Below are 18,116 nucleotides of genomic sequence, written 5' to 3'. Positions count from 1 at the left end.
TTGACTGTCGAGACAAGACACCCCGGCGGTGCGTGACGGCACCCCGGGGCATGGCCCACCGGGTGAAAGCAGGTCGACATGCGGAACAGCATCGGCAGGGTTCTCGAGCGGCTGATCAGCCTGTTACTGCCCCGGCCCGGCGACGACAGCGATCTAACAGACGTACCGACGATGGCATCGCCTCGCGTACGCGACCCATACGTCTGGCCCATGACGAGCGGCGAAGATGCCGGACTCATCCGGCCCCACGTCCTGGCGCACGAGCACCGGCTCGAGCGACACGAATGCCGCTGCCAAGCAGGACTGCGGTGCGCAGTGCACTGTTTGGCGGTGTCGACGTGAGCACACAAGCACGACTGCTCCCCTGGCCGGGCGAGGACGGACAACGCTCCTACCTCGTCACCGACGACGGCCACAGCTACCTGTCCACACTGGCCAACGAGATGGAACAGATCCAGCTCCGTACAGCCGACACCCTGCTCGATCATGCTGCGGCGATGCTCAAGGAGGACAAGGTCAGCGCCCGCGAACTGCGCTTCCTCAGCACCCGACTGTGCGAGGCCCTACGCGACGCGCTACGAGTGGCCGAGAGCAGAGGATCACGCCTCGGATCACCGGACGAGGATGCCGAGCTGGATGAGGCGGTGCCGGCAACAGGGGCCCACCCCGCCGATCCCGGCCACGCACGCACCCCCGAAACACCAGCCCGCCCCGGTTCCCACCCGATCCCCGACCCGTAAGCCCACCACTCACACAACACCGGACCGCCCCGGCCCTGGAAGCAACTGGGGTGGTCCCGGTCGCGGATCGGTCTCGAACGATCACGAACCCCGGCGCCAATGGCACCGGCGTCGTCGGGCTCTCATCGGCGTGGCCAGACAAGGCCAAAGGTCAGCCGGCCTGCGGGGAAGGGGACTTGCGGACATCAACAGCACCGGGACGCGGGTTCGATGTGGAGCGGCTTTGGGTTGGAGTTGCTTCGGGGCAAGTGATCATGGCCCCGTAAGCGTGCGGCGCGTCGGGCCGTCTGAGAACCTGCTCGTTGAAGCACAACGTTGGGGCCATGATCTTCGAGGCTCGCCTCAAAGTGGCTGGGGCGGGCACGGTCCGGACGTAGCTGCCCTTGGCGTGGATGAGTTCGATGAGCCCTTCTGCGCGTAGTCCGCGATGGCCTTGCGGACAATGGGCTGGCTCACCCCGTCGATGTGGCGCGGTGGTGGGAAGTTGTACCGCTCACCCTGTTCGGTGCTCTTCATCGCAGTTGGCCTCGGGAACTGGTTCATGTCCGGCCTCACCCGCACCAGAGAACCGGGAGGGACCAGACCCTGCCCATCCGCCGTGTCCGCGACCCGCACCGGCCAGCGGCACCACCCAGGTGCCTTTCTCAGCTCGTGTGCAGCATCAGGCCGATGCCGAGCACCATCAGGCCCGCCGCCGCGATGCGGGGGGTGCCGAAGCGTTCCTTGAAGAACAGGGCTCCTATCGCCGCCCCCACGATGATCGACGACTCACGCAGCGCCGCGATCGGGGCGAGTGGGGCGCGGGTCTGGGCCCACAGCACCAGGGCGTACGCGCCGACCGAGAGTGTCGCGCCGAGCAGGCCGAGGCCGATGTGGGGGCGCAGGCGGGCGAAGAGGCCGGCGCGGTGGGCGTGCAGGGCGTAGAGCGGGATCAGTGAGCCCTGGAGGATCATCAGCCAGCCGATGTAGCCGAGAGGGGTGCCCGACTCGCGTACGCCCACCCCGTCCACCACGGTGTACGCGGCGATCGACACCCCCGTCGCGAGCGCGGCCAGCAGCGCGGGCCACTGCGGTGCGCTGTCCGCCTTCCGCATGCCCCACAGGGCCACGCCGACCAGCCCCGCCGAGGCGACCGCGACCCCTGTCGCCTGCCAGCGGTCCAGCGACTCGTGCACGAAGACCGCCGCCAGGACGGTCACCAGCAGGGGCGCCGTACCGCGCGCGATCGGATACATCTGGCCGAAGTCGCCGAGGCTGAACGAGCGCATCAGCAGGGACTGGTAGCCGACGTGCAGTACGGCGGAGGCGATCAGATACGGCCACGCGGCGGCGGCCGGGAAGGGCGCGAAGCAGGCGGCGAGCGCGCCGAGCACGGTGCCGCCGCCGGCGATCAGGGTGAAGGCGACCAGCTGGTCCTTGATGGTGTGCGCGATCGCGTTCCAGGTGGCGTGGGTGACGGCCGCCAGGAGGACGGCGGCGGCGACGGCCGGCGTCACGCCATGCGCTCGCGGACGTCCACCAGGGTGCCGTCCGCGTACGCGACCACGCTCTTGGGATCCATCGGGAAGACGGTGTGCGGGGTACCGGCCGCCGCCCACACCACGTCGTGGTCGAGCAGACCCCGGTCGGCCAGCACGCGTGTCCTGGTGCGGTGGCCGAAGGGGGGTACGCCTCCGATGGCGTACCCGGTCGTCTCCCGTACGAGATCGGCGCGCGCCCGCGTGACCTTCCCGGCGCCCAACTCCTGCCGTACGCGCTCCACATCGACGCGCGAGGCGCCGTCCATCAGCACCAGGACCGGGACGCCGTCGGCCTCGAAGACCAGCGACTTGACGATCTCGCCGAGCCCGCAGCCGATGGCGGCGGCGGCCTCGGCCGCCGTACGGGTGGCGTCGGGGAAGCTGCGCACCTCGCCGACGAGATCGTCGATGCCCAGGTCGCGCAGGGCCTCGACGAAACGAGGATGGGCCGGGGTGTCAGGCGTGCCGCCGGAATCGCTCATGGCGGGCACGCTAGCGGCATCGACAGCGTGAGGGCGAACCTGTTTCACCGGCCGAAATGCCGTGCCCGCCCACGGGCGCGGGGGCGCTCATGCGCCCGCGCTCAGCGGTCCTTCCCCTCGGCCACGGGGGCGGAGTGACGCCCGCCCACGATCTCGGCGGCGGGCAGCGCCTCCGTCAACCGCCGGTGCTCGTCCCGCGACAGGACGACATCCGCCGCGGCGGCGTTCTCGTCGAGCCGGGAGCGGTGGCGCGTGCCGGGTATGGGGACGACCCCCTGGTGCAGCAGCCAGGCGAGTGCCACCTGGGCGACGCCGACACCCTTCTCCGCCGCGATCGCTTCGACGCGTCCGACAAGTGCGCGGTTCGCGGCGAAGGCCTCCGGCTGGAAGCGGGGCAGACCACGGCGGGCGTCGTCCGCGTCGAGGTCGTCGAGACTCCGTACGCCGCCGGTGAGGACCCCGCGCCCGAGTGGTGAGAAAGCGACGAAGCCGATGCCCAGCTCGTCCATCACGGCCTTCTCGCCGTTCTCCAGCACGTCCCGCGAGAAGAGGGAGAACTCCGACTGGACGGCCGCCAGCGGATGGACCGCGTGCGCGCGGCGGATCGTCTCCGCCGATGCCTCGGAGAGTCCGATGTGGCGGACCTTGCCCGCCGCGACCAGTTCCGACATCGCGCCGACGGACTCCTCGATCGGCACGTCCGGGTCCACGCGGTGCAGGTAGTACAGGTCGATGACGTCGGTACCCAGATGCCGCAGGGACCTGTCGGCGGCGCGGCGTATGTACGCGGGGGTGCCGTTGCGGCCGTGCACCGTGCCGTCGTCGTCCGTCTCCGACGAGGCCTTCGTCGCCAGGGTGACCTCGGCACGGCGGTCGCCCAGGGCGCGGGCGATCAGCTTCTCGTTCTCGAACGGGCCGTACGCCTCAGCCGTGTCGATGAAGGTGACGCCCCGGTCCACGGCGTGCCGCAGCGTCGCGATCGACTCCTTCTCGTCACTGGTGCCGTAGAAGGCGCTCATGCCCATGGCACCGAGGCCGATCGCGGAGACCCGCAGCCCGTCACCGAGCGCCGTGGTCCTCATCGTCGTTCCCATTCCGTCTCTCTCCTTCTTCTGAGGCTTGTTTCGCGGCGGGGTTCGCGTCGGGGTTCGCGGCTCGCCGGTACGCGTCGATCTTCTGGTCGATGGCGTACAGATGCTGTCGGGTGCGTGCCATCGCCTCGACGACGCGTTCGCGGTGGCGCTCCAGGAACTCCAGACGTTCGGCGTCGGTACCGGGGCGGCGGCTGAGATCGGCCATGACCCGCATGTCCGCGATCGGCATCCCCGTCTCCCGGAGCATGACCAGCCCGGCGATCCAGGCGATGTCGTTCGCGCGGTAGCGGCGGCGTCCTCCGGAGTCGCGCGGCGCCGGGTCGAGCAGCAGCCCCTCGCGCTCGTAGTAGCGCAGGGTCTCGACGGCGAGTCCGGTCAGGGCGGCCGTCTCGCCGATCGAGAGTCCGTCCGGCGGGATGTCGCGGGGAACGTCGGGAAGCAGGGGTCCGCTCATGCCGTTCATCGTGCAACCTGTAGCGCGCTACAGGTCAAACGACGTGCCCGGCGCGGAGATGGCGGACAGGTTCTGTCCGCGTCGGGTGCCAGGGTGGGGAGGAGAGACGGAGTCGGACGAACGAGACGACAGAGATGAACGAGATGGACGAGACGACCGAGATGGACGAGACGAACGAACGGAGCGACCGATGAGCCGCCACATCCAGATCACCTTCGACGCCCACGATCCGCAGGCCCTGTCGTCCTTCTGGAGCGAGGTCATGGGGTACGTGCACCCGGGCCCGCCCGGGGTCGACCTGCCCGAGGGCGCCGACCCGCTGGCCGCGTGGGACGACTTCCTGGCGCGGGTGGGCGTGCCGGAGGAGGAGCGCAACAGCAAGTCCGCCCTGGAGGACCCGGACGGGCTGGGCCCACGGTTGTTCTTCCAGCGGGTGCCGGAGGACAAGGTCGCCAAGAACCGGGTCCACCTCGATGTGCGGGCGGCGCCGGGGCTGGAGGGGGACGAGCGGATGGCGGCGCTGGAGGCGGAGTGCGAGCGGCTGGTGGCGCTGGGGGCGAGGCGGCTGCGGCGGGACGAGCCGGCGCCGCCGATGAGCGCGGGGTACATCGTGATGCAGGACCCCGAGGGGAACGAGTTCTGTCTGGACTGAGGGGGCCTGGGGTGGCGCGAATCGGTTTGGCTCGTCTCGGTTCGTCTCGGTTCGTCTCGGGCGGCGCGGCGCGGCGTGGGTCCGCCCGGTCCGGCCGGGCCCGGTCCGTAGGATGCGTGCCATGCCGGACGCCGCCCCGCCCCGCCCCGAGCCGTTCACCGCGCGGACCTCTCCCGCGGCGCTGGAGGACCTCCGCGCACGGCTGCGCGCCACGCGCTGGCCGGACGCGCCCGAGGACGCCGGCTGGTCGCTCGGCACGGACCTCGCCTACCACCGCGAGCTCGTCGCCCACTGGACGGACCGGTTCGACTGGCCGGCGCAGGAGGCGGCACTCGCCCGCTTCCCCCGCTACCGGCTCCGGCTCGGCGGCCTCGGGATCCACTTCGCGCACGTACGGGCGAAGGACACGACCGGGCCCGTGCTGCCGCTGGTCCTCAGCCACGGCTGGCCGGACTCGTTCTGGCGGTACGCGAAGGTCATCCCGCTCCTGACCGATCCCGGCGCGCACGGAGCCGACCCCGCCGACGCGTTCGACGTGGTCGTGCCCGACATGCCGGGCTACGGGTACTCCGACCGCCCCACCGGCCCGCCCCTCAACTCCATCGCCGTCGCCGGCCTGTGGGCGGAGCTGATGGGCGTCCTCGGGTACGACCGGTTCGGCGCGGCGGGCGGCGACATCGGCAGCCATGTGAGCCGCTACCTCGCGCTCGACCACCCGGACCGGATCGTGGCCGTGCACCGTACGGACGCGGGCGTGCCCGTCTTCACCGGCGACCCGGCCGACCTCGCCCCCGAGGAACTCGCCTGGTTCGACAGCGTGGCGGCCTGGGGCGCGACCGAGGGCGCGTACGCCGCGATGCACCGTACGAAACCCCAGACCGCCGCGTTCGGGCTCACGGACTCACCGGCGGGTCTCGCCGCGTGGATCGTCGAGAAGATGCGGGCGTGGAGCGACTGCGACGGCCATGTCGAGCGGAGCTTCACGAAGGACGAGATCCTCACGAACGTCACGATGTACTGGCTCACCGGCACGATCGCCTCGTCGATGCGGATGTACGGCGCGAACGCCGCGATCCCGCCCGCGCAGCTCGCCCGCCGGGTCGAGGTGCCGTCCGGCTTCTCGCTCTTCCCCGGGGACATCGCCCGCCCGCCGCGCGCCTGGCTCGAACGCACGGCGAACGTCGTGCATTTGACCGAGCCACCACGCGGCGGCCACTTCGCGCCCTTCGAGGAGCCGGAGCTGTACGCGGAGGAACTGCGCGCGTTCTTCCGCCCCTACCGCCCGGCGGCCCTGGGCTGAACCGCCGGGGTGCCCCGGCCCGCCCCCCTCACCCCGCCCCCAGCACCGCCGCCACCACCGGGCCCGCCGCGTCGCCGCCGTGGCCGCCCGATTCGACGCTTGCCGCTGCGGCCAGGTCGTCCTGGAAAGCGGTGAACCAGCTGTTCGACGTGGCCTGGCCGTCCACCTCGGCGGAGCCCGTCTTCGCGCCCTTGTCGCCGCCGAGCCCGGCCATCGCCGCCTTGCCCGTGCCCCACGAGGCCGTCTCCCGCATCATGTCGCGCAGTTGCCGGCCCACCTCATCGGACAACCGCCTCTCGGCGACGGCCAGTTCGCGGTCGTCCAGCTCGCGCGGGACGATGACCGGCTGGCGGAAGGTGCCGTCCTTCGTGGTGGCCGTGACGGACGCGATGTTCAGTACGTTCATCTGGACCGTGCCCTGGCCGATGTACTGCGCCGCCGCCCCGCCCCCGGCCGACTCCGGGACGCTGCCGTCCGCGGAGGCGACGCCCGTCTGCCAGTTCAGCCCGAGACCGAAGACCTGCCGCGCCACCGCGGGCAGCGCGTGGTCGTCCTTCGTGTCGTCGATCAGCTTGATGAACGCGGTGTTGCAGGACCGGGCGAAGCTCTGTGTGAACGTGCCACCCTGGATGTCGAAGTTGTCCAGGTTGTGGAACGACGTGCCCTGGTAGAGCACCGTCTTGGGGCACTCGGCCGGCCGGTCCGCGCCGACCAGGCCCTTCTCCAGCAGCATCGCCGCCGTCACGATCTTCATCGTGGAGCCCGGCGCCTGCTTGCCGAGCATCGCCGCGTTGAAGCCGTCCTCGCGGTTGTTGGCGACGGCGATGATCTCTCCGGTGCTCGGCTTCACGGCCGCCACCGACGCCTCGCCGAACTTCTTCACCGCCTGCTCGGCCGCCGCCTGCACCTTCGCGTCGAGCGTCGTCCTCAGCTCGCCGCTCTTGCCCTTGGAGAGCGTCAGCAGCGTCCTGCGCGCCGTTCCCGCGCCCGCGGCCTCGCCGTCCGTCTGGATCCAGGTCTCGACCCCGGACTCGCCGCCCGCCTTCTCGCCGTACTTGTCCCGCAACTGGTCGAGCACCGGCGCCAGCGACGGGTACTTCTCGGCCGTCAGCTCGACCCCGTCGCGGTCGACCGCCTTGATCGGCGGGGTGGGCGCCTCGCCGGTGACCAGGCTGGTGTTCTTGGTCAGCTTCGGATGGATGACCGTCGGCGCCCAGTCGACCAGCGGCTTCCCCGTGGTCACCCCGCGCACGACCGTCAGCTCGGAGGCGTACGACAGGGGCTTGCTCAGCCCCTTGTACTTCACCGTCGCCTTGACCGTGAAGGGCACCTTCGCGCCCGTCGCCGGCCCCGGAGTGATCACCGCGCCGGTGATGTGCGCCTGCTCGCCGAAACCGGCGACGGCTTCCTCCGCGGCGGCGGCGTTGTTGGTGTAGGCGGCGGCCAGCCCGGGATCCTTGCCGTCGGCCCACGCGGCGAGGAACTCCTCGGCGGTGTTCTTGATCTCCTCCGCGCTCGGCGGCCCGGTTCTGACCTCGGCCGACGCCGGCCGGGTGTCCGTACTTCCCCCGTCGCCCCCGCCGATGACGTTGTACGCCCCGTACCCGACCCCACCGGCGACGACGATGAACGCCCCGCCGACGATCGCGACCTTCGTTCCACTGCGCATGAGCGCGGTCCCCTCCCCCAGGAGCGCTCCCGACCACGTTTTGAACGTGTTCAAGGAGCGATGATTCCGCACTCTACGGGACATGAGTGAACGAAGGAGCGGCTGTTATCGGACCGCGACGCACCGTCGCGGTCCCGCCCTCGCGTCAGGCCGGGACCGCGCCCAGGGACCACCCAGGGGCTGCACCAGGGACCACCCCGGGGGACTACACCCAGGTGTCGAACCACATCCGGTCCTGCCACTCCCCGACCGGGATCGTCCCGCCCGTGAAGACCGGCCAGAAATAGATGAAGTTCCACACGATGAGCAGCACCAGCACGCCCGCCCCGACCGCGCCGATCGTCCTGCGTCTCTCGTCGGAGCCCGCCGGGCCCAGCATGGCGCCGATCATCATCGAGACCGCCAGACAGAGGAACGGGACGAAGACCACCGCGTAGAAGAGGAAGATCGTGCGTTCCTGGTAGAAGAACCACGGCACCCAGCCCGCCGCGACCCCGCAGGCGATGGCGCCCGCGCGCCAGTCGCGGCGGAAGAACCAGCGCCACAGCACGTACAGGAGCGCGAAGCACGCCGCCCACCAGAGCAGGGGCGTGCCGATCGCCAGGACCTCCTGGGCGCACTTGTCCGCGGGCGCCACCGTGCAGCCCTCCGTCCCGCCCCTCGGATCCTCGTAGAAGTACGAGACCGGGCGGCCCAGGACGATCCAGCTCCAGGGGTTGGACTGATAGGTGTGGCCGGAGGTCAGATTGACATGGAAGCTGTAGACCTCGGTCTCGTAGTGCCACAGGCTGCGCAGCCAGTCCGGCAGCCAGGACCACATGCCGCCCCGGCCCTCGGTCGCGGCCCAGTCCCGGAAGTAGCCCTTGTCGGTGACGATCCAGCCGGTCCAGGAGGCGACGTAGGTGACGAGCGCGACCGGGACCGTCGAGACGAAGGCCGGCAGCAGATCGCGCTTGAGGACGGCGAGATACGGGCTCACGGCGCCCGCCGTGCGCCGCGCGCCCACGTCCCAGAAGATCGTCAGCAGACCGAAGGCGGCCAGGATGTAGAGGCCGTTCCACTTCGTCGCGAACGCGAGCCCCAGCATCAGACCGGCGGCGATACGCCAGGGCCGCCAGCCCAGCCGCAGCCCCCCGCCGACGGCGGCGTCCGGGCGCAGCACCCCGTCCCCGTCCACCGGCAGCGCGTCGGCGAACCGCCTTCGCGCCCAGTCCCTGTCGAGCAGCAGACAGCCGAACGCGGCCAGCACGAAGAACATCAGGACCAGGTCGAGCAGGGCCGTACGGCTCATCACGAAGTGCAGTCCGTCGACGGCGAGCAGTCCGCCCGCCAGACAGCCCAGGAACGTCGAGCGGAACAGCCGCCGGCCGATGCGGCACAGCATCAGTACGGAGAGCGTGCCGAGGACCGCCACCATGAAGCGCCAGCCGAACGGGTCGAAGCCGAACATCAGCTCGCCGAGCCCGATGATCCACTTGCCCACCGGCGGGTGCACCACATAGCCGGGGTCCGTCGGCACCGGCACCTGCGAGGGGTCGGCCAGGATCAGCTTGTCGACGTCCTTGGGCCAGCTGCCCTCGTACCCCTGCTTGACGAGCGCCCACGAGTCCTTCGCGTAGTACGTCTCGTCGAATATCACCGCCTTGGGGCTGCCCAGGTGCCAGAACCGCATCAGCCCCGCGACCAGCGCCACCAGCAGCGGACCGCCCCACGCGGACCGGCGGATCAACTGCTCGGCGAGCAGCGGCCGTACGCCGAGGACGACCCAGAAGCGTGTCGAGGGCGCCGTGTACGGCGGGACCAGCCGCTCGCGCAGCCCGATCACCGGTCTCGGCGCATAGCCGAACCGCCGCAGGCGCTGGGGCCACGACGGCGGCCTGTCCTCGGCGTCCCGACCCTGGAGGGCTTCTGGCGCAGTACTGGTCACCGCGCCATCGTAGGGAACGCGGCTGTGGGTCGTGGGCACACCGCCCTGGACACGGCGGCGGACCGGGTGCCCGGGCCGCCCTGCGAGGATGGCGTACGTGACTACTGTGCCCTCCAGGGGAACGGCCCCCGCAGCCCCGGCCGGCGTTCTCGTCCTCGCCGGGACCCCCATCGGCGACACCTCCGACGCACCGCCGCGCCTGGCTTCCGAGCTGGCGGCGGCGGACGTCGTCGCCGCCGAGGACACCCGGCGGCTGCGCAGGCTCACCCAGGCGCTCGGTGTGCAGACCACGGGGCGCGTCGTGTCGTACTTCGAGGGCAACGAGAGCGCCCGTACGCCGGAGCTCGTGGAGGCGCTGGCCGGTGGCGCGCGCGTGCTCCTCGTGACGGACGCGGGGATGCCGTCCGTCTCCGACCCCGGCTACCGGCTCGTCGCGGCGGCCGTCGAGCGCGACATCAGGGTGACGGCGGTGCCGGGCCCGTCCGCCGTACTGACCGCGCTGGCGCTCTCCGGTCTGCCCGTCGACCGCTTCTGCTTCGAGGGGTTCCTGCCGCGGAAGGCGGGCGAACGGCTGGCGAAGCTCCGCGAGGCCGCCGACGAGCGCCGCACCCTCGTCTACTTCGAGGCGCCGCACCGGCTCGACGACACCCTCACGGCGATGGCCGAGGTCTTCGGCGCCGGGCGCAGGGCCGCCGTCTGCCGCGAGTTGACCAAGACGTACGAAGAGGTGAGGCGGGGCGGTCTCGGCGAACTGGCCGAGTGGGCGGCCGGCGGCGTACGCGGGGAGATCACCGTCGTGGTCGAGGGAGCCCCGGAACGGGCGCCCGTCACCGACCCCGAGGAGCTGGTGCGCAGGGTGCGGGTGAGGGAGGAGGCGGGGGAGCGCAGGAAAGAGGCGATCGCCGCGGTCGCCCTGGAAGGCGGGGTGCCCAAACGCGATGTCTTCGACGCGGTCGTCGCGGCAAAGAATGCCGGGCACATCACCCCCCGGGACGGTAAAGGACTCTCTTGAAAAGCAAAGCGCAGACCGGGTGCCGGGCCCTTTCGGCATGAGGAGGCCAAGAGCCTGCCATTAATCGACAGCGTTGATGCGCTCCCGCCCGAATAGGCGTCCACTGGGTCGAGTGGAGAGGAGCAGGGCATGAGTGAGATCACGGGCAACGCCGTCGCCCACGAGGCATATGCGTTCTGCTGTATGCGATGCGGTCACGGGTGGGAGCAGGCGTACGACATAGAGCACCACAAGGACGGTTCCGGTCAGGAATTCGTCGTGTACAAGGCGGACGGACTGCGGGTTCCCTCACCGCTGTCGAGCCCGACGTGCGTCAACTGCGGACACCACGTCGTGCGCATCATGCGCTCGGGACAGGTGTCCTCGGTGCACGCCCTGATGAACCGGGAGCGGGAGAGCGCCGCGACGCCGAGGCCGCCGAAGGCGCCCAAAGCGCCCAAGGCGGCCAAGGCAACGAAGGCGTCCAGGAAGGAGCCGAAGCCGGCCGAGCCGATACCGGTGACGAACGAGGCGGGCGGGGCGGCCGTCTCCGCCGTGGCCGACCACGCGCGGGTGAAGCCGGCCCACCACTGGCATCTCTCCGACCTTCTCCACCCCTTCCACCGCAGGTAGGCCGTCTTCCACCGCAGGTAGGCCCTCCCGGCACCGGACAGCGCCCGGCTGCCCGGGACCGGCGGGCACGGTCCTCGTACGATCGTGCCCATGAGCCCGAGAAGCGCCACACGCTCCGACGAAGCGCCGCCGGCACCCGAACCGCTGCGGGTACCGGTCGCCGATTCGCACACCCACCTGGACATGCAGAGCGGCACCGTCGCGGAGGCCCTCGCCAAGGCCGCCTCCGTAGGAGTGCCGACCGTCGTCCAGGTGGGCTGTGATGTGCAGGGCTCCCGCTGGGCGGCCGAGACGGCCGCCGCGCACGCGTCCGTGCACGCGGCCGTCGCCCTTCATCCCAACGAGGCCCCGCGCATCGTCCACGGCGACCCCGACGGCTGGTCGCGCCAGGGCGCGCGGAAGGCCGGCGGTGAGGCGGCCCTGGACGACGCGCTCGGCGAGATCGACCGGCTGGCCGCGCTCGGCCAGGTGCTGGCCGTCGGTGAGACCGGGCTCGACTTCTTCCGTACGGGCCCCGACGGAATGGCCGCGCAGGAACGCTCCTTCCGCGCGCATATCGAGATCGCCAAACGCCGTGGAAAAGCGCTCGTGATCCATGACCGTGAGGCGCACGCCGATGTGTTCCGTGTTCTCAAGGACGAAGGCGCTCCGGATCGGACCATTTTCCACTGCTATTCGGGCGATGCGGAAATGGCCGAAATCTGTGCGGCCGGCGGCTACTTCATGTCCTTCGCGGGAAATATGACGTTCAAGAACGCGCGTCCGCTGCGTGAGGCGTTGGCCGTCGCTCCGCTCGAACTCGTGCTGGTCGAGACGGACGCGCCTTTTCTGACGCCCGTTCCGTACCGAGGACGGCCCAATGCGCCGTATCTGATTCCGGTCACGGTGCGCGCGATGGCGGAGGTGCGCGGGATCGACGAGGACGCGATGGCGACGGCGATTTCGGCCAACACGGCGCGGGCTTTCGGCTACTGAGACGGCCGGTCCTGGCCGGTCCCCCCCGCTCGCGCAGTGGCCGGTGGCGCTCGAACAGCTACGCCGTGTAGTCCTGCGACTTTGGAGAGTGACGGTCGCTGGGCTAGTCTCCGCCGGGCATCGGGTGGGGCCGGACCGGACTTGTGGAGCGTCGAGCGTCATGAGCAGTGCGCAGGGCAGTCACCGTGCCGGACGCGGCGGGCGCGGCGGGCATCGCGAGGTGGGGCCGCGTCCCGAACCGGCGCCCACCGTGCCGTGGTTCGTCTCGCCGGAGACCGTGCCGGTCCCACGCCACCAGCCGCCGACGGCGCCGGAGCCCGCCCCCGCCCCCGGGCCCGGTGCGGACCCCGCCCCCGGCAGGGGCTCCCGGCGCCGTCTCGTCCCGCAGGCACTCGTCGTCGCCTTCCTGGCCGGCGGCACCTCCGCCTTCGTCGCCGACGACAAGGCCGTCGAACTCAGCGTCGACGGCGCACCGCGCACCCTCCACACCTTCGCCGACGACGTGGACGAACTCCTCGCCGACGAGGGCGTCAGGATCGGCGAGCACGACCTCGTCGCCCCCGGGCGGGGCGCCGAACTCGACGACGGCGACACCGTCGTCGTCTGCCACGGCCGCCCCGTCATGCTCACCGTCGACGGCCGGCGCCGCCAGATCTGGACGACCGCCGAGACCGTCGACGGCGCACTGCGGCAGCTCGGCGTACGCGCGGAGGGCGCCGTGCTGTCCGTGTCGCGCTCGTCCGCGATCCCCCGCGGCGGGCTGGCCCTCGACGTCCTGACGGAGCGCACCGTCACGTTCATGGCCGACGGGCGCGAGCGCACCGTCCGTACGAACGCCGCGACCGTACGCGAGGCCCTGGCCGACGCCGGGCTGACGCTGCACGGCCAGGACACCACCTCCGTACGGCCCGAGAGCTTTCCGCGCGACGGCCAGACCATCACGGTGATGCGTATCACCCGCGACGAGATCGTCCGCGACGAGGCGATCGCGTACGACACCGAACGGATCGAGGACCCCACGCTCTTCACCGGCACGGAGGTGGTCACGCGCCGGGGCGAGCAGGGGACGCGGCGTCTCACCTACGCCGTGCGCGCCGTCAACGGGGTGAGGCAGAAGCCCCGCAAGATCTCCGAGGCGATCGTCCGCGCGCCCGTCACCCAGCGGGTCAGGGTCGGTACGAAGCGGCGCCCCGCCTCCGTCGCGGGCGCCGACGGACTGGACTGGGCCGCGCTCGCCGCTTGCGAGTCGGGCGGCAGGCCGAACGCGGTCGACCCCTCGGGGACGTACGGCGGGCTCTACCAGTTCGACACCGGCACCTGGCGGGCCCTCGGCGGCAGCGGACGACCGCAGGACGCGTCGGCGGGCGAGCAGACGATGCGGGCGAAGAGGCTCTACGTGCAAAGGGGGGCGAGTCCGTGGCCGCACTGCGGCCGTAGGCTGCACGGGTGAGCACCACAGAGCCCCCCGACGTCCCCGACGTCCCCGACGCCTCGGACGGTCCCGGCCCCGCCGCGGCGACCCGTGCCTCCGACGATCTCCTCGGCCCCGCGGACATCCGCGAGCTGGCCGCCGCACTGGGCGTACGTCCCACGAAGCAGCGCGGCCAGAACTTCGTCATCGACGCCAACACCGTCCGCCGGATCGTCCGCACGGCGGGGGTGCGGCCCGACGACGTGGTCGTGGAGGTCGGCCCCGGGCTCGGCTCGCTGACGCTGGCGCTGCTGGAGGCGGCAAGGCATGTGACGGCCGTCGAGATCGACGACATCCTCGCCGCCGCGCTGCCGCGCACGGTGGAGGCCCGGATGCCGGACCGCGCCGCCCACTTCTCACTGGTGCACGCCGACGCGATGCGGGTGCAGGAGCTGCCGGGGCCGACGCCCACGGCGCTGGTGGCGAACCTGCCGTACAACGTCGCCGTACCCGTCCTGCTCCATATGCTGGAGCACTTCCCGACCATCGAACGCACCCTGATCATGGTCCAGGCGGAGGTCGCGGACCGGCTCGCGGCGGCGCCCGGCAACAAGGTGTACGGCGTGCCGTCGGTCAAGGCCAACTGGTACGCGGAGGTGAAGCGCGCGGGCGCCATCGGCCGCAACGTGTTCTGGCCCGCCCCGAACGTCGACTCGGGCCTCGTCTCCCTCGTCCGCCGCACCGAGCCCCTCACCACCACCGCGTCCCGCACCGAGGTCTTCGCGGTCGTGGACGCGGCCTTCGCGCAGCGCCGCAAGACGCTGCGGGCCGCGCTCGCGGGCTGGGCCGGGTCCGCCCCGGCGGCGGAGACCGCACTGGTCGCGGCGGGAATCTCACCGCGGGCGCGTGGGGAGTCTCTGACGGTGGAGGAGTTCGCACGTATCGCGGAGTCGAAGGGAGCGCACGCGTGAGTGGCACCGAGGTGAGGGGGACCGGCGTGGGCGGCGACGAGTCGCGGGGGAGCGCGGTGACCGTACGGGTACCGGCCAAGGTCAACGTCCAGCTCGCGGTCGGCGCGGCGCGCCCCGACGGCTTCCACGACCTGGCCAATGTCTTTCTCGCCGTGGGGCTCCACGACGAGATCACCGTGACCCCGGCCGACGAACTGCGCGTCACCTGCGCCGGACCGGACGCCCACCAGGTGCCCCTGGACACCACGAACCTCGCCGCGCGGGCGGCCGTCGCGCTCGCGCGCCGGCACGGGATCGAGCCGCGCGTCCATATCCACATCGACAAGGACATCCCCGTCGCGGGCGGGATGGCGGGCGGCAGCGCGGACGGCGCGGGCGCCCTGCTCGCCTGCGACGCGCTCTGGTCGCTGGGCTCGTCCCAGGCCGAACTGCTCGCCATCTGCGCCGAGTTGGGCAGCGACGTCCCGTTCAGCCTGCTGGGCGGCGCGGCGCTCGGCGTCGGGCGCGGGGAGCGGCTGACCGCGCTGGAGGTGGGCGGCACCTTCCACTGGGTGTTCGCGGTCGCCGACGGCGGGTTGTCGACCCCCGCTGTGTACGCGGAGTTCGACCGCCTCAACGCGGCGGCGGAGGTCCCGGCCCCCACCGCCGACCCCGCCCTGCTCGCGGCCCTCAGCACGGGCGACGCGACGGCCCTGGCGGCCACCCTCACCAACGACCTCCAGCCCGCGGCCCTCTCCCTGCGCCCGTCGCTGGCGACGACGCTCGCCACGGGCATGGCGGCGGGCGCGCTGGCGTCCCTGGTCTCGGGTTCGGGCCCGACGACGGCGTTCCTGACGAAGGACGAGCGGTCGGCGGCGAAGGTGGCCGACGCCCTGCTGACCTCGGCCAACTGCCGCACGGCGAGGGTGACCTCGTCCCCGGCGCCGGGGGCACGGGTGGTGTCCTGACGGGTGGGCGCGGCTGGACGTACGTACGGCGGGCGCGGCGGTAGGGACGTACGTACGGACGGGCCCGCCCTACCGCGGCGCCCGCCGCAGGTGCTGGTGACCGTCCAGGGGGAACGGCGGCCGGGCGGGCAGGGTCTGCTGGTAGACGTAGCCCGTCTTCTCCGCGACGCGGCAGGAGGCGATGTTGTCGACCTGGTGCAGCAGTTCGAGCCGGGTGACACCGGTGAGGGTGGCGAACGCCCAGCCGCTCAGCGTCTCCAGGGCCCGCGACGCGATTCCCCGCCCCCGTACCTCGGCGGCCGTCCAGTACCCGACCTCCGCGCGGTCGGCCTGCCCCGCCGTGCGTTTGACGACGACATGGCCCACGATCCGGTCCGTCTCCCAGACGGCGAAACTGAGCCGCTCCCCGGTCCGCCAGCCGTCCCGCTGGAGCTCCAGCCACCGGTGCGCCTCCTCGATCCCGGTGACGGGAACGCGGGTCCAGCGGCGCAGCGCGGGGTCGCGGTAGATGTCGATCAGCGGTTTGACGCCGGCGTCGTCCCAGGGACGGAGATCGAGGGCGGGCGCCCCGGTGGGGGTCGGACCGACCCGCAGTTCGACGGTCACGGGCCGCTCCTGTTCGCTCCGCGCGCACATGCCTGACGACAAACCTAGCTCCGGGCCCGTGCCGGTCGGGCGGCGGCCCCGTCCGGGGACACCGGATTGTCAGACCCCTGCGCTAGGTTCCCGCCATGACTCAATACGTACTTGTGGCAGGGGCGTGGCTGGGATCGTGGGCGTGGGACGAGGTGGTGGCCGAGCTGCGGGCCGCCGGGCACGGGGCCCACGCGCTGACGCTGTCCGGACTCGCCGACAGACGCGGTGAGCGGCCGGACACGGCCGTCGACCAGGAGACGCACGTCCAGGACATCGTGGGCGCCGTCGAGCGTCACGATCTGCGGGAGGTCGTCCTGGTAGGACACAGCTACTCGGGCATCCCGGTCGGTCAGGCCGCCGAGCGCATCGGGGACCGGCTGACCCGCGTCGTGTTCGTCGACTCGAACGTGCCGACGGACGGCGAGTCGTTCGTTTCCTCATGGGCGGAGCGCGCGGCGGAGCTCAAGGCGTCGATCGACGGGAACGGCGGCTTCTGGATGCCCCTGACGGCGGAGGAGTACGAGGGGCAGGGCCTCACCGACGAGCAGATCGCCCGTATCGTGGCCGGCTCGACACCGCACCCTGGCGCGACCCTGACCGGGCCCGCCAGGCTGGAGCGCCCCCTCGGCGACCTTCCCGCGACCTACATCAAGTGCCTGCTGGACTGGCCGGAGCTCTCGCCGGACGTGGCCGCGCTGATGAAGAGCGACACGTGGCGCCTGGTGGAGATGGACACGGGCCACTGGCCGATGTTCTCCCAGCCCCGCGAACTGGCCCGGATCCTGCTCGACTCCTGACCCCGTCGACGCCCGCCCGCCCGCCGCCGGCCGAACGGCCCGCCTGAACGCGCGCCCGGGCGGCATCACGGCCGAGATCCGCCCCCGCGCTGCACGAAGCCCCTCAGGAGCGCGGCGCTCTCCGCGTCCGCCGGGTAGTACGACTCGATCGAGATCTCTTCGAGCGTGATGTCCTGCGGGGTGCCGAACGTCGTGACGGTCGAGAACAGGCTCAGCCGCCTCCCCTCCACCTGGAAGATCATCGGGGTCGCCACCTCCGACTCCACCCCCGGCGGGGGTCCCTCGGGTTCGTGGTCCGCGAAGAACTCCTCGTACAGGGCGGCCACCACCGGATCACCGGTCCTGGCGACCTGACGTGCCAGCCGGGTGCGCATCAGCGCGCGGACCTCGGCCAGATTGACCATCCGGGGCGCCAGGCCCCGGGGGTCGAGTCCGAGCCGGATCATGTTGACCGGTGGTTCGAGCAGCGAGGGATGGACGTCCCCGAGGAAGAGCTCGACCGCGCCGTTGGTCATCACGATGTTCCAGCGCTGGTCCACGACCAGCGCCGGATAGGGCTCGTGGGCCCGCAGCACCCGGAGGACCGCGTCGCGGACCGCCGCCATGTCCGGTTCGTCGAGGGGCCGTTCGCGGTACCTCGGCGCGAAACCGGCCGCCACCAGCAGACGGTTGCGATGCCGCAACGGCACGTCGAGCTGGTTCGCGAGCCGTAGCACCATGTCGGCGCTCGGCCGGGACCTGCCCGTCTCGACCAGGCTGACGTAGCGAGGGGAGACGCCCGCAGCCAGCGCGAGATCGAGCTGGCTGAGCTGTCGACCGTGCCGCCACCCGCGCAGCAGGCGACCTACTGTTTCCATGCCGGCGACCCTAGTCAGGCGCCTCGACCCCGGTCCATGAAGCGGGAGTTCATCGACAGT

Annotated in this window: 18 protein-coding genes; 10 read left to right on the top strand and 8 right to left on the bottom strand. The window is 71.7% G+C overall.

The window, feature by feature from the left end; translation table 11 throughout:
* Positions 1-338 precede the first annotated feature (338 nt).
* Complete coding sequence (locus ACFWU9_RS16045) at positions 339-740, top strand: hypothetical protein (RefSeq protein WP_384318637.1); 402 nt, start codon at positions 339-341, stop codon at positions 738-740.
* Between the two features lie 644 nt (positions 741-1,384).
* Here the strand turns inward: ACFWU9_RS16045 and ACFWU9_RS16040 are convergent.
* The 4 genes from ACFWU9_RS16040 to ACFWU9_RS16025 form a co-directional block, all read right to left on the bottom strand.
* The gene (locus ACFWU9_RS16040) at positions 1,385-2,236 is read right to left on the bottom strand and encodes an EamA family transporter (RefSeq protein WP_384318635.1); all 852 of its coding nucleotides are present in this window, start codon (positions 2,234-2,236) and stop codon (positions 1,385-1,387) included.
* Positions 2,233-2,742: a YbaK/EbsC family protein gene (locus ACFWU9_RS16035; protein WP_384318633.1), complete on the bottom strand. Its 510-nt coding sequence runs from the start codon at positions 2,740-2,742 to the stop codon at positions 2,233-2,235. The genes ACFWU9_RS16040 and ACFWU9_RS16035 overlap by 4 nt, the downstream gene beginning before the upstream one ends.
* A gap of 101 nt (positions 2,743-2,843) precedes the next feature.
* The gene (locus ACFWU9_RS16030; protein ID WP_384318630.1) at positions 2,844-3,836 is read right to left on the bottom strand and encodes an aldo/keto reductase; all 993 of its coding nucleotides are present in this window, start codon (positions 3,834-3,836) and stop codon (positions 2,844-2,846) included.
* Positions 3,802-4,290 (bottom strand): MerR family transcriptional regulator, encoded by a 489-nt coding sequence (locus ACFWU9_RS16025; protein ID WP_384318628.1) that lies wholly within the window; start codon positions 4,288-4,290, stop codon positions 3,802-3,804. The genes ACFWU9_RS16030 and ACFWU9_RS16025 overlap by 35 nt, the downstream gene beginning before the upstream one ends.
* A 190-nt stretch (positions 4,291-4,480) precedes the next feature.
* On the opposite strand from ACFWU9_RS16025, the gene ACFWU9_RS16020 reads away from it, so the two are divergent.
* The gene (locus tag ACFWU9_RS16020; RefSeq protein WP_384318626.1) at positions 4,481-4,942 is read left to right on the top strand and encodes a VOC family protein; all 462 of its coding nucleotides are present in this window, start codon (positions 4,481-4,483) and stop codon (positions 4,940-4,942) included.
* 121 nt (positions 4,943-5,063) lie between these two features.
* Positions 5,064-6,242: an epoxide hydrolase family protein gene (locus ACFWU9_RS16015; RefSeq protein WP_384318624.1), complete on the top strand. Its 1,179-nt coding sequence runs from the start codon at positions 5,064-5,066 to the stop codon at positions 6,240-6,242.
* Between the two features lie 28 nt (positions 6,243-6,270).
* On the opposite strand, the gene ACFWU9_RS16010 is transcribed toward ACFWU9_RS16015, so the two are convergent.
* Together ACFWU9_RS16010 and ACFWU9_RS16005 are read right to left on the bottom strand one after the other, a co-directional pair.
* The gene (locus tag ACFWU9_RS16010) at positions 6,271-7,911 is read right to left on the bottom strand and encodes a penicillin-binding transpeptidase domain-containing protein (RefSeq protein ID WP_384318622.1); all 1,641 of its coding nucleotides are present in this window, start codon (positions 7,909-7,911) and stop codon (positions 6,271-6,273) included.
* Positions 7,912-8,116: 205 nt separating this feature from the next.
* Positions 8,117-9,838, bottom strand: coding sequence for a dolichyl-phosphate-mannose--protein mannosyltransferase (locus ACFWU9_RS16005; protein ID WP_384318620.1), 1,722 nt, complete (start codon positions 9,836-9,838; stop codon positions 8,117-8,119).
* A 97-nt stretch (positions 9,839-9,935) separates the two neighbouring features.
* Here ACFWU9_RS16005 and rsmI point away from each other — a divergent pair, with 97 nt between their 5' ends.
* From rsmI to ACFWU9_RS15975, 6 genes are all read left to right on the top strand, one after another.
* Positions 9,936-10,850, top strand: coding sequence for a 16S rRNA (cytidine(1402)-2'-O)-methyltransferase (gene rsmI, locus ACFWU9_RS16000; protein ID WP_384318618.1), 915 nt, complete (start codon positions 9,936-9,938; stop codon positions 10,848-10,850).
* A 129-nt stretch (positions 10,851-10,979) separates the two neighbouring features.
* On the top strand, positions 10,980-11,462 hold the full coding sequence (locus tag ACFWU9_RS15995) for a hypothetical protein (RefSeq protein ID WP_384318616.1): 483 nt from the start codon (positions 10,980-10,982) through the stop codon (positions 11,460-11,462).
* 90 nt (positions 11,463-11,552) lie between these two features.
* A complete protein-coding gene (locus ACFWU9_RS15990) occupies positions 11,553-12,437 on the top strand; it encodes a TatD family hydrolase (protein WP_384318614.1) in 885 nt (294 codons plus the stop codon).
* 160 nt (positions 12,438-12,597) lie between these two features.
* A complete protein-coding gene (locus tag ACFWU9_RS15985; protein ID WP_384318612.1) occupies positions 12,598-13,887 on the top strand; it encodes a ubiquitin-like domain-containing protein in 1,290 nt (429 codons plus the stop codon).
* Between the two features lie 104 nt (positions 13,888-13,991).
* On the top strand, positions 13,992-14,819 hold the full coding sequence (gene rsmA / locus ACFWU9_RS15980) for a 16S rRNA (adenine(1518)-N(6)/adenine(1519)-N(6))-dimethyltransferase RsmA (protein ID WP_384318805.1): 828 nt from the start codon (positions 13,992-13,994) through the stop codon (positions 14,817-14,819).
* Positions 14,816-15,766, top strand: a complete 951-nt coding sequence (locus tag ACFWU9_RS15975; protein ID WP_384318610.1) for a 4-(cytidine 5'-diphospho)-2-C-methyl-D-erythritol kinase — start codon at positions 14,816-14,818, stop codon at positions 15,764-15,766. The genes rsmA and ACFWU9_RS15975 overlap by 4 nt, the downstream gene beginning before the upstream one ends.
* Positions 15,767-15,835: 69 nt before the next feature.
* Here the strand turns inward: ACFWU9_RS15975 and ACFWU9_RS15970 are convergent, their stop codons facing one another.
* Positions 15,836-16,372 (bottom strand): GNAT family N-acetyltransferase, encoded by a 537-nt coding sequence (locus ACFWU9_RS15970; protein WP_384318608.1) that lies wholly within the window; start codon positions 16,370-16,372, stop codon positions 15,836-15,838.
* Between the two features lie 125 nt (positions 16,373-16,497).
* Here ACFWU9_RS15970 and ACFWU9_RS15965 point away from each other — a divergent pair, with 125 nt between their 5' ends.
* The gene (locus tag ACFWU9_RS15965; RefSeq protein WP_384318606.1) at positions 16,498-17,199 is read left to right on the top strand and encodes an alpha/beta fold hydrolase; all 702 of its coding nucleotides are present in this window, start codon (positions 16,498-16,500) and stop codon (positions 17,197-17,199) included.
* A 65-nt stretch (positions 17,200-17,264) separates the two neighbouring features.
* Here ACFWU9_RS15965 and ACFWU9_RS15960 read toward each other — a convergent pair whose 3' ends face one another.
* Positions 17,265-18,056 (bottom strand): helix-turn-helix domain-containing protein, encoded by a 792-nt coding sequence (locus ACFWU9_RS15960; RefSeq protein ID WP_384318604.1) that lies wholly within the window; start codon positions 18,054-18,056, stop codon positions 17,265-17,267.
* Between the last annotated feature and the right edge of the window lie 60 nt (positions 18,057-18,116).

The sequence above is a fragment of the Streptomyces sp. NPDC058653 genome (genome assembly GCF_042716895.1).
In the GTDB taxonomy this organism is placed as follows: Bacteria; Actinomycetota; Actinomycetes; order Streptomycetales; family Streptomycetaceae; genus Streptomyces.
The sequence above is the reverse complement of the archived record's forward strand: the minus strand, read 5'-3'. Positions and strand labels throughout refer to the sequence as shown.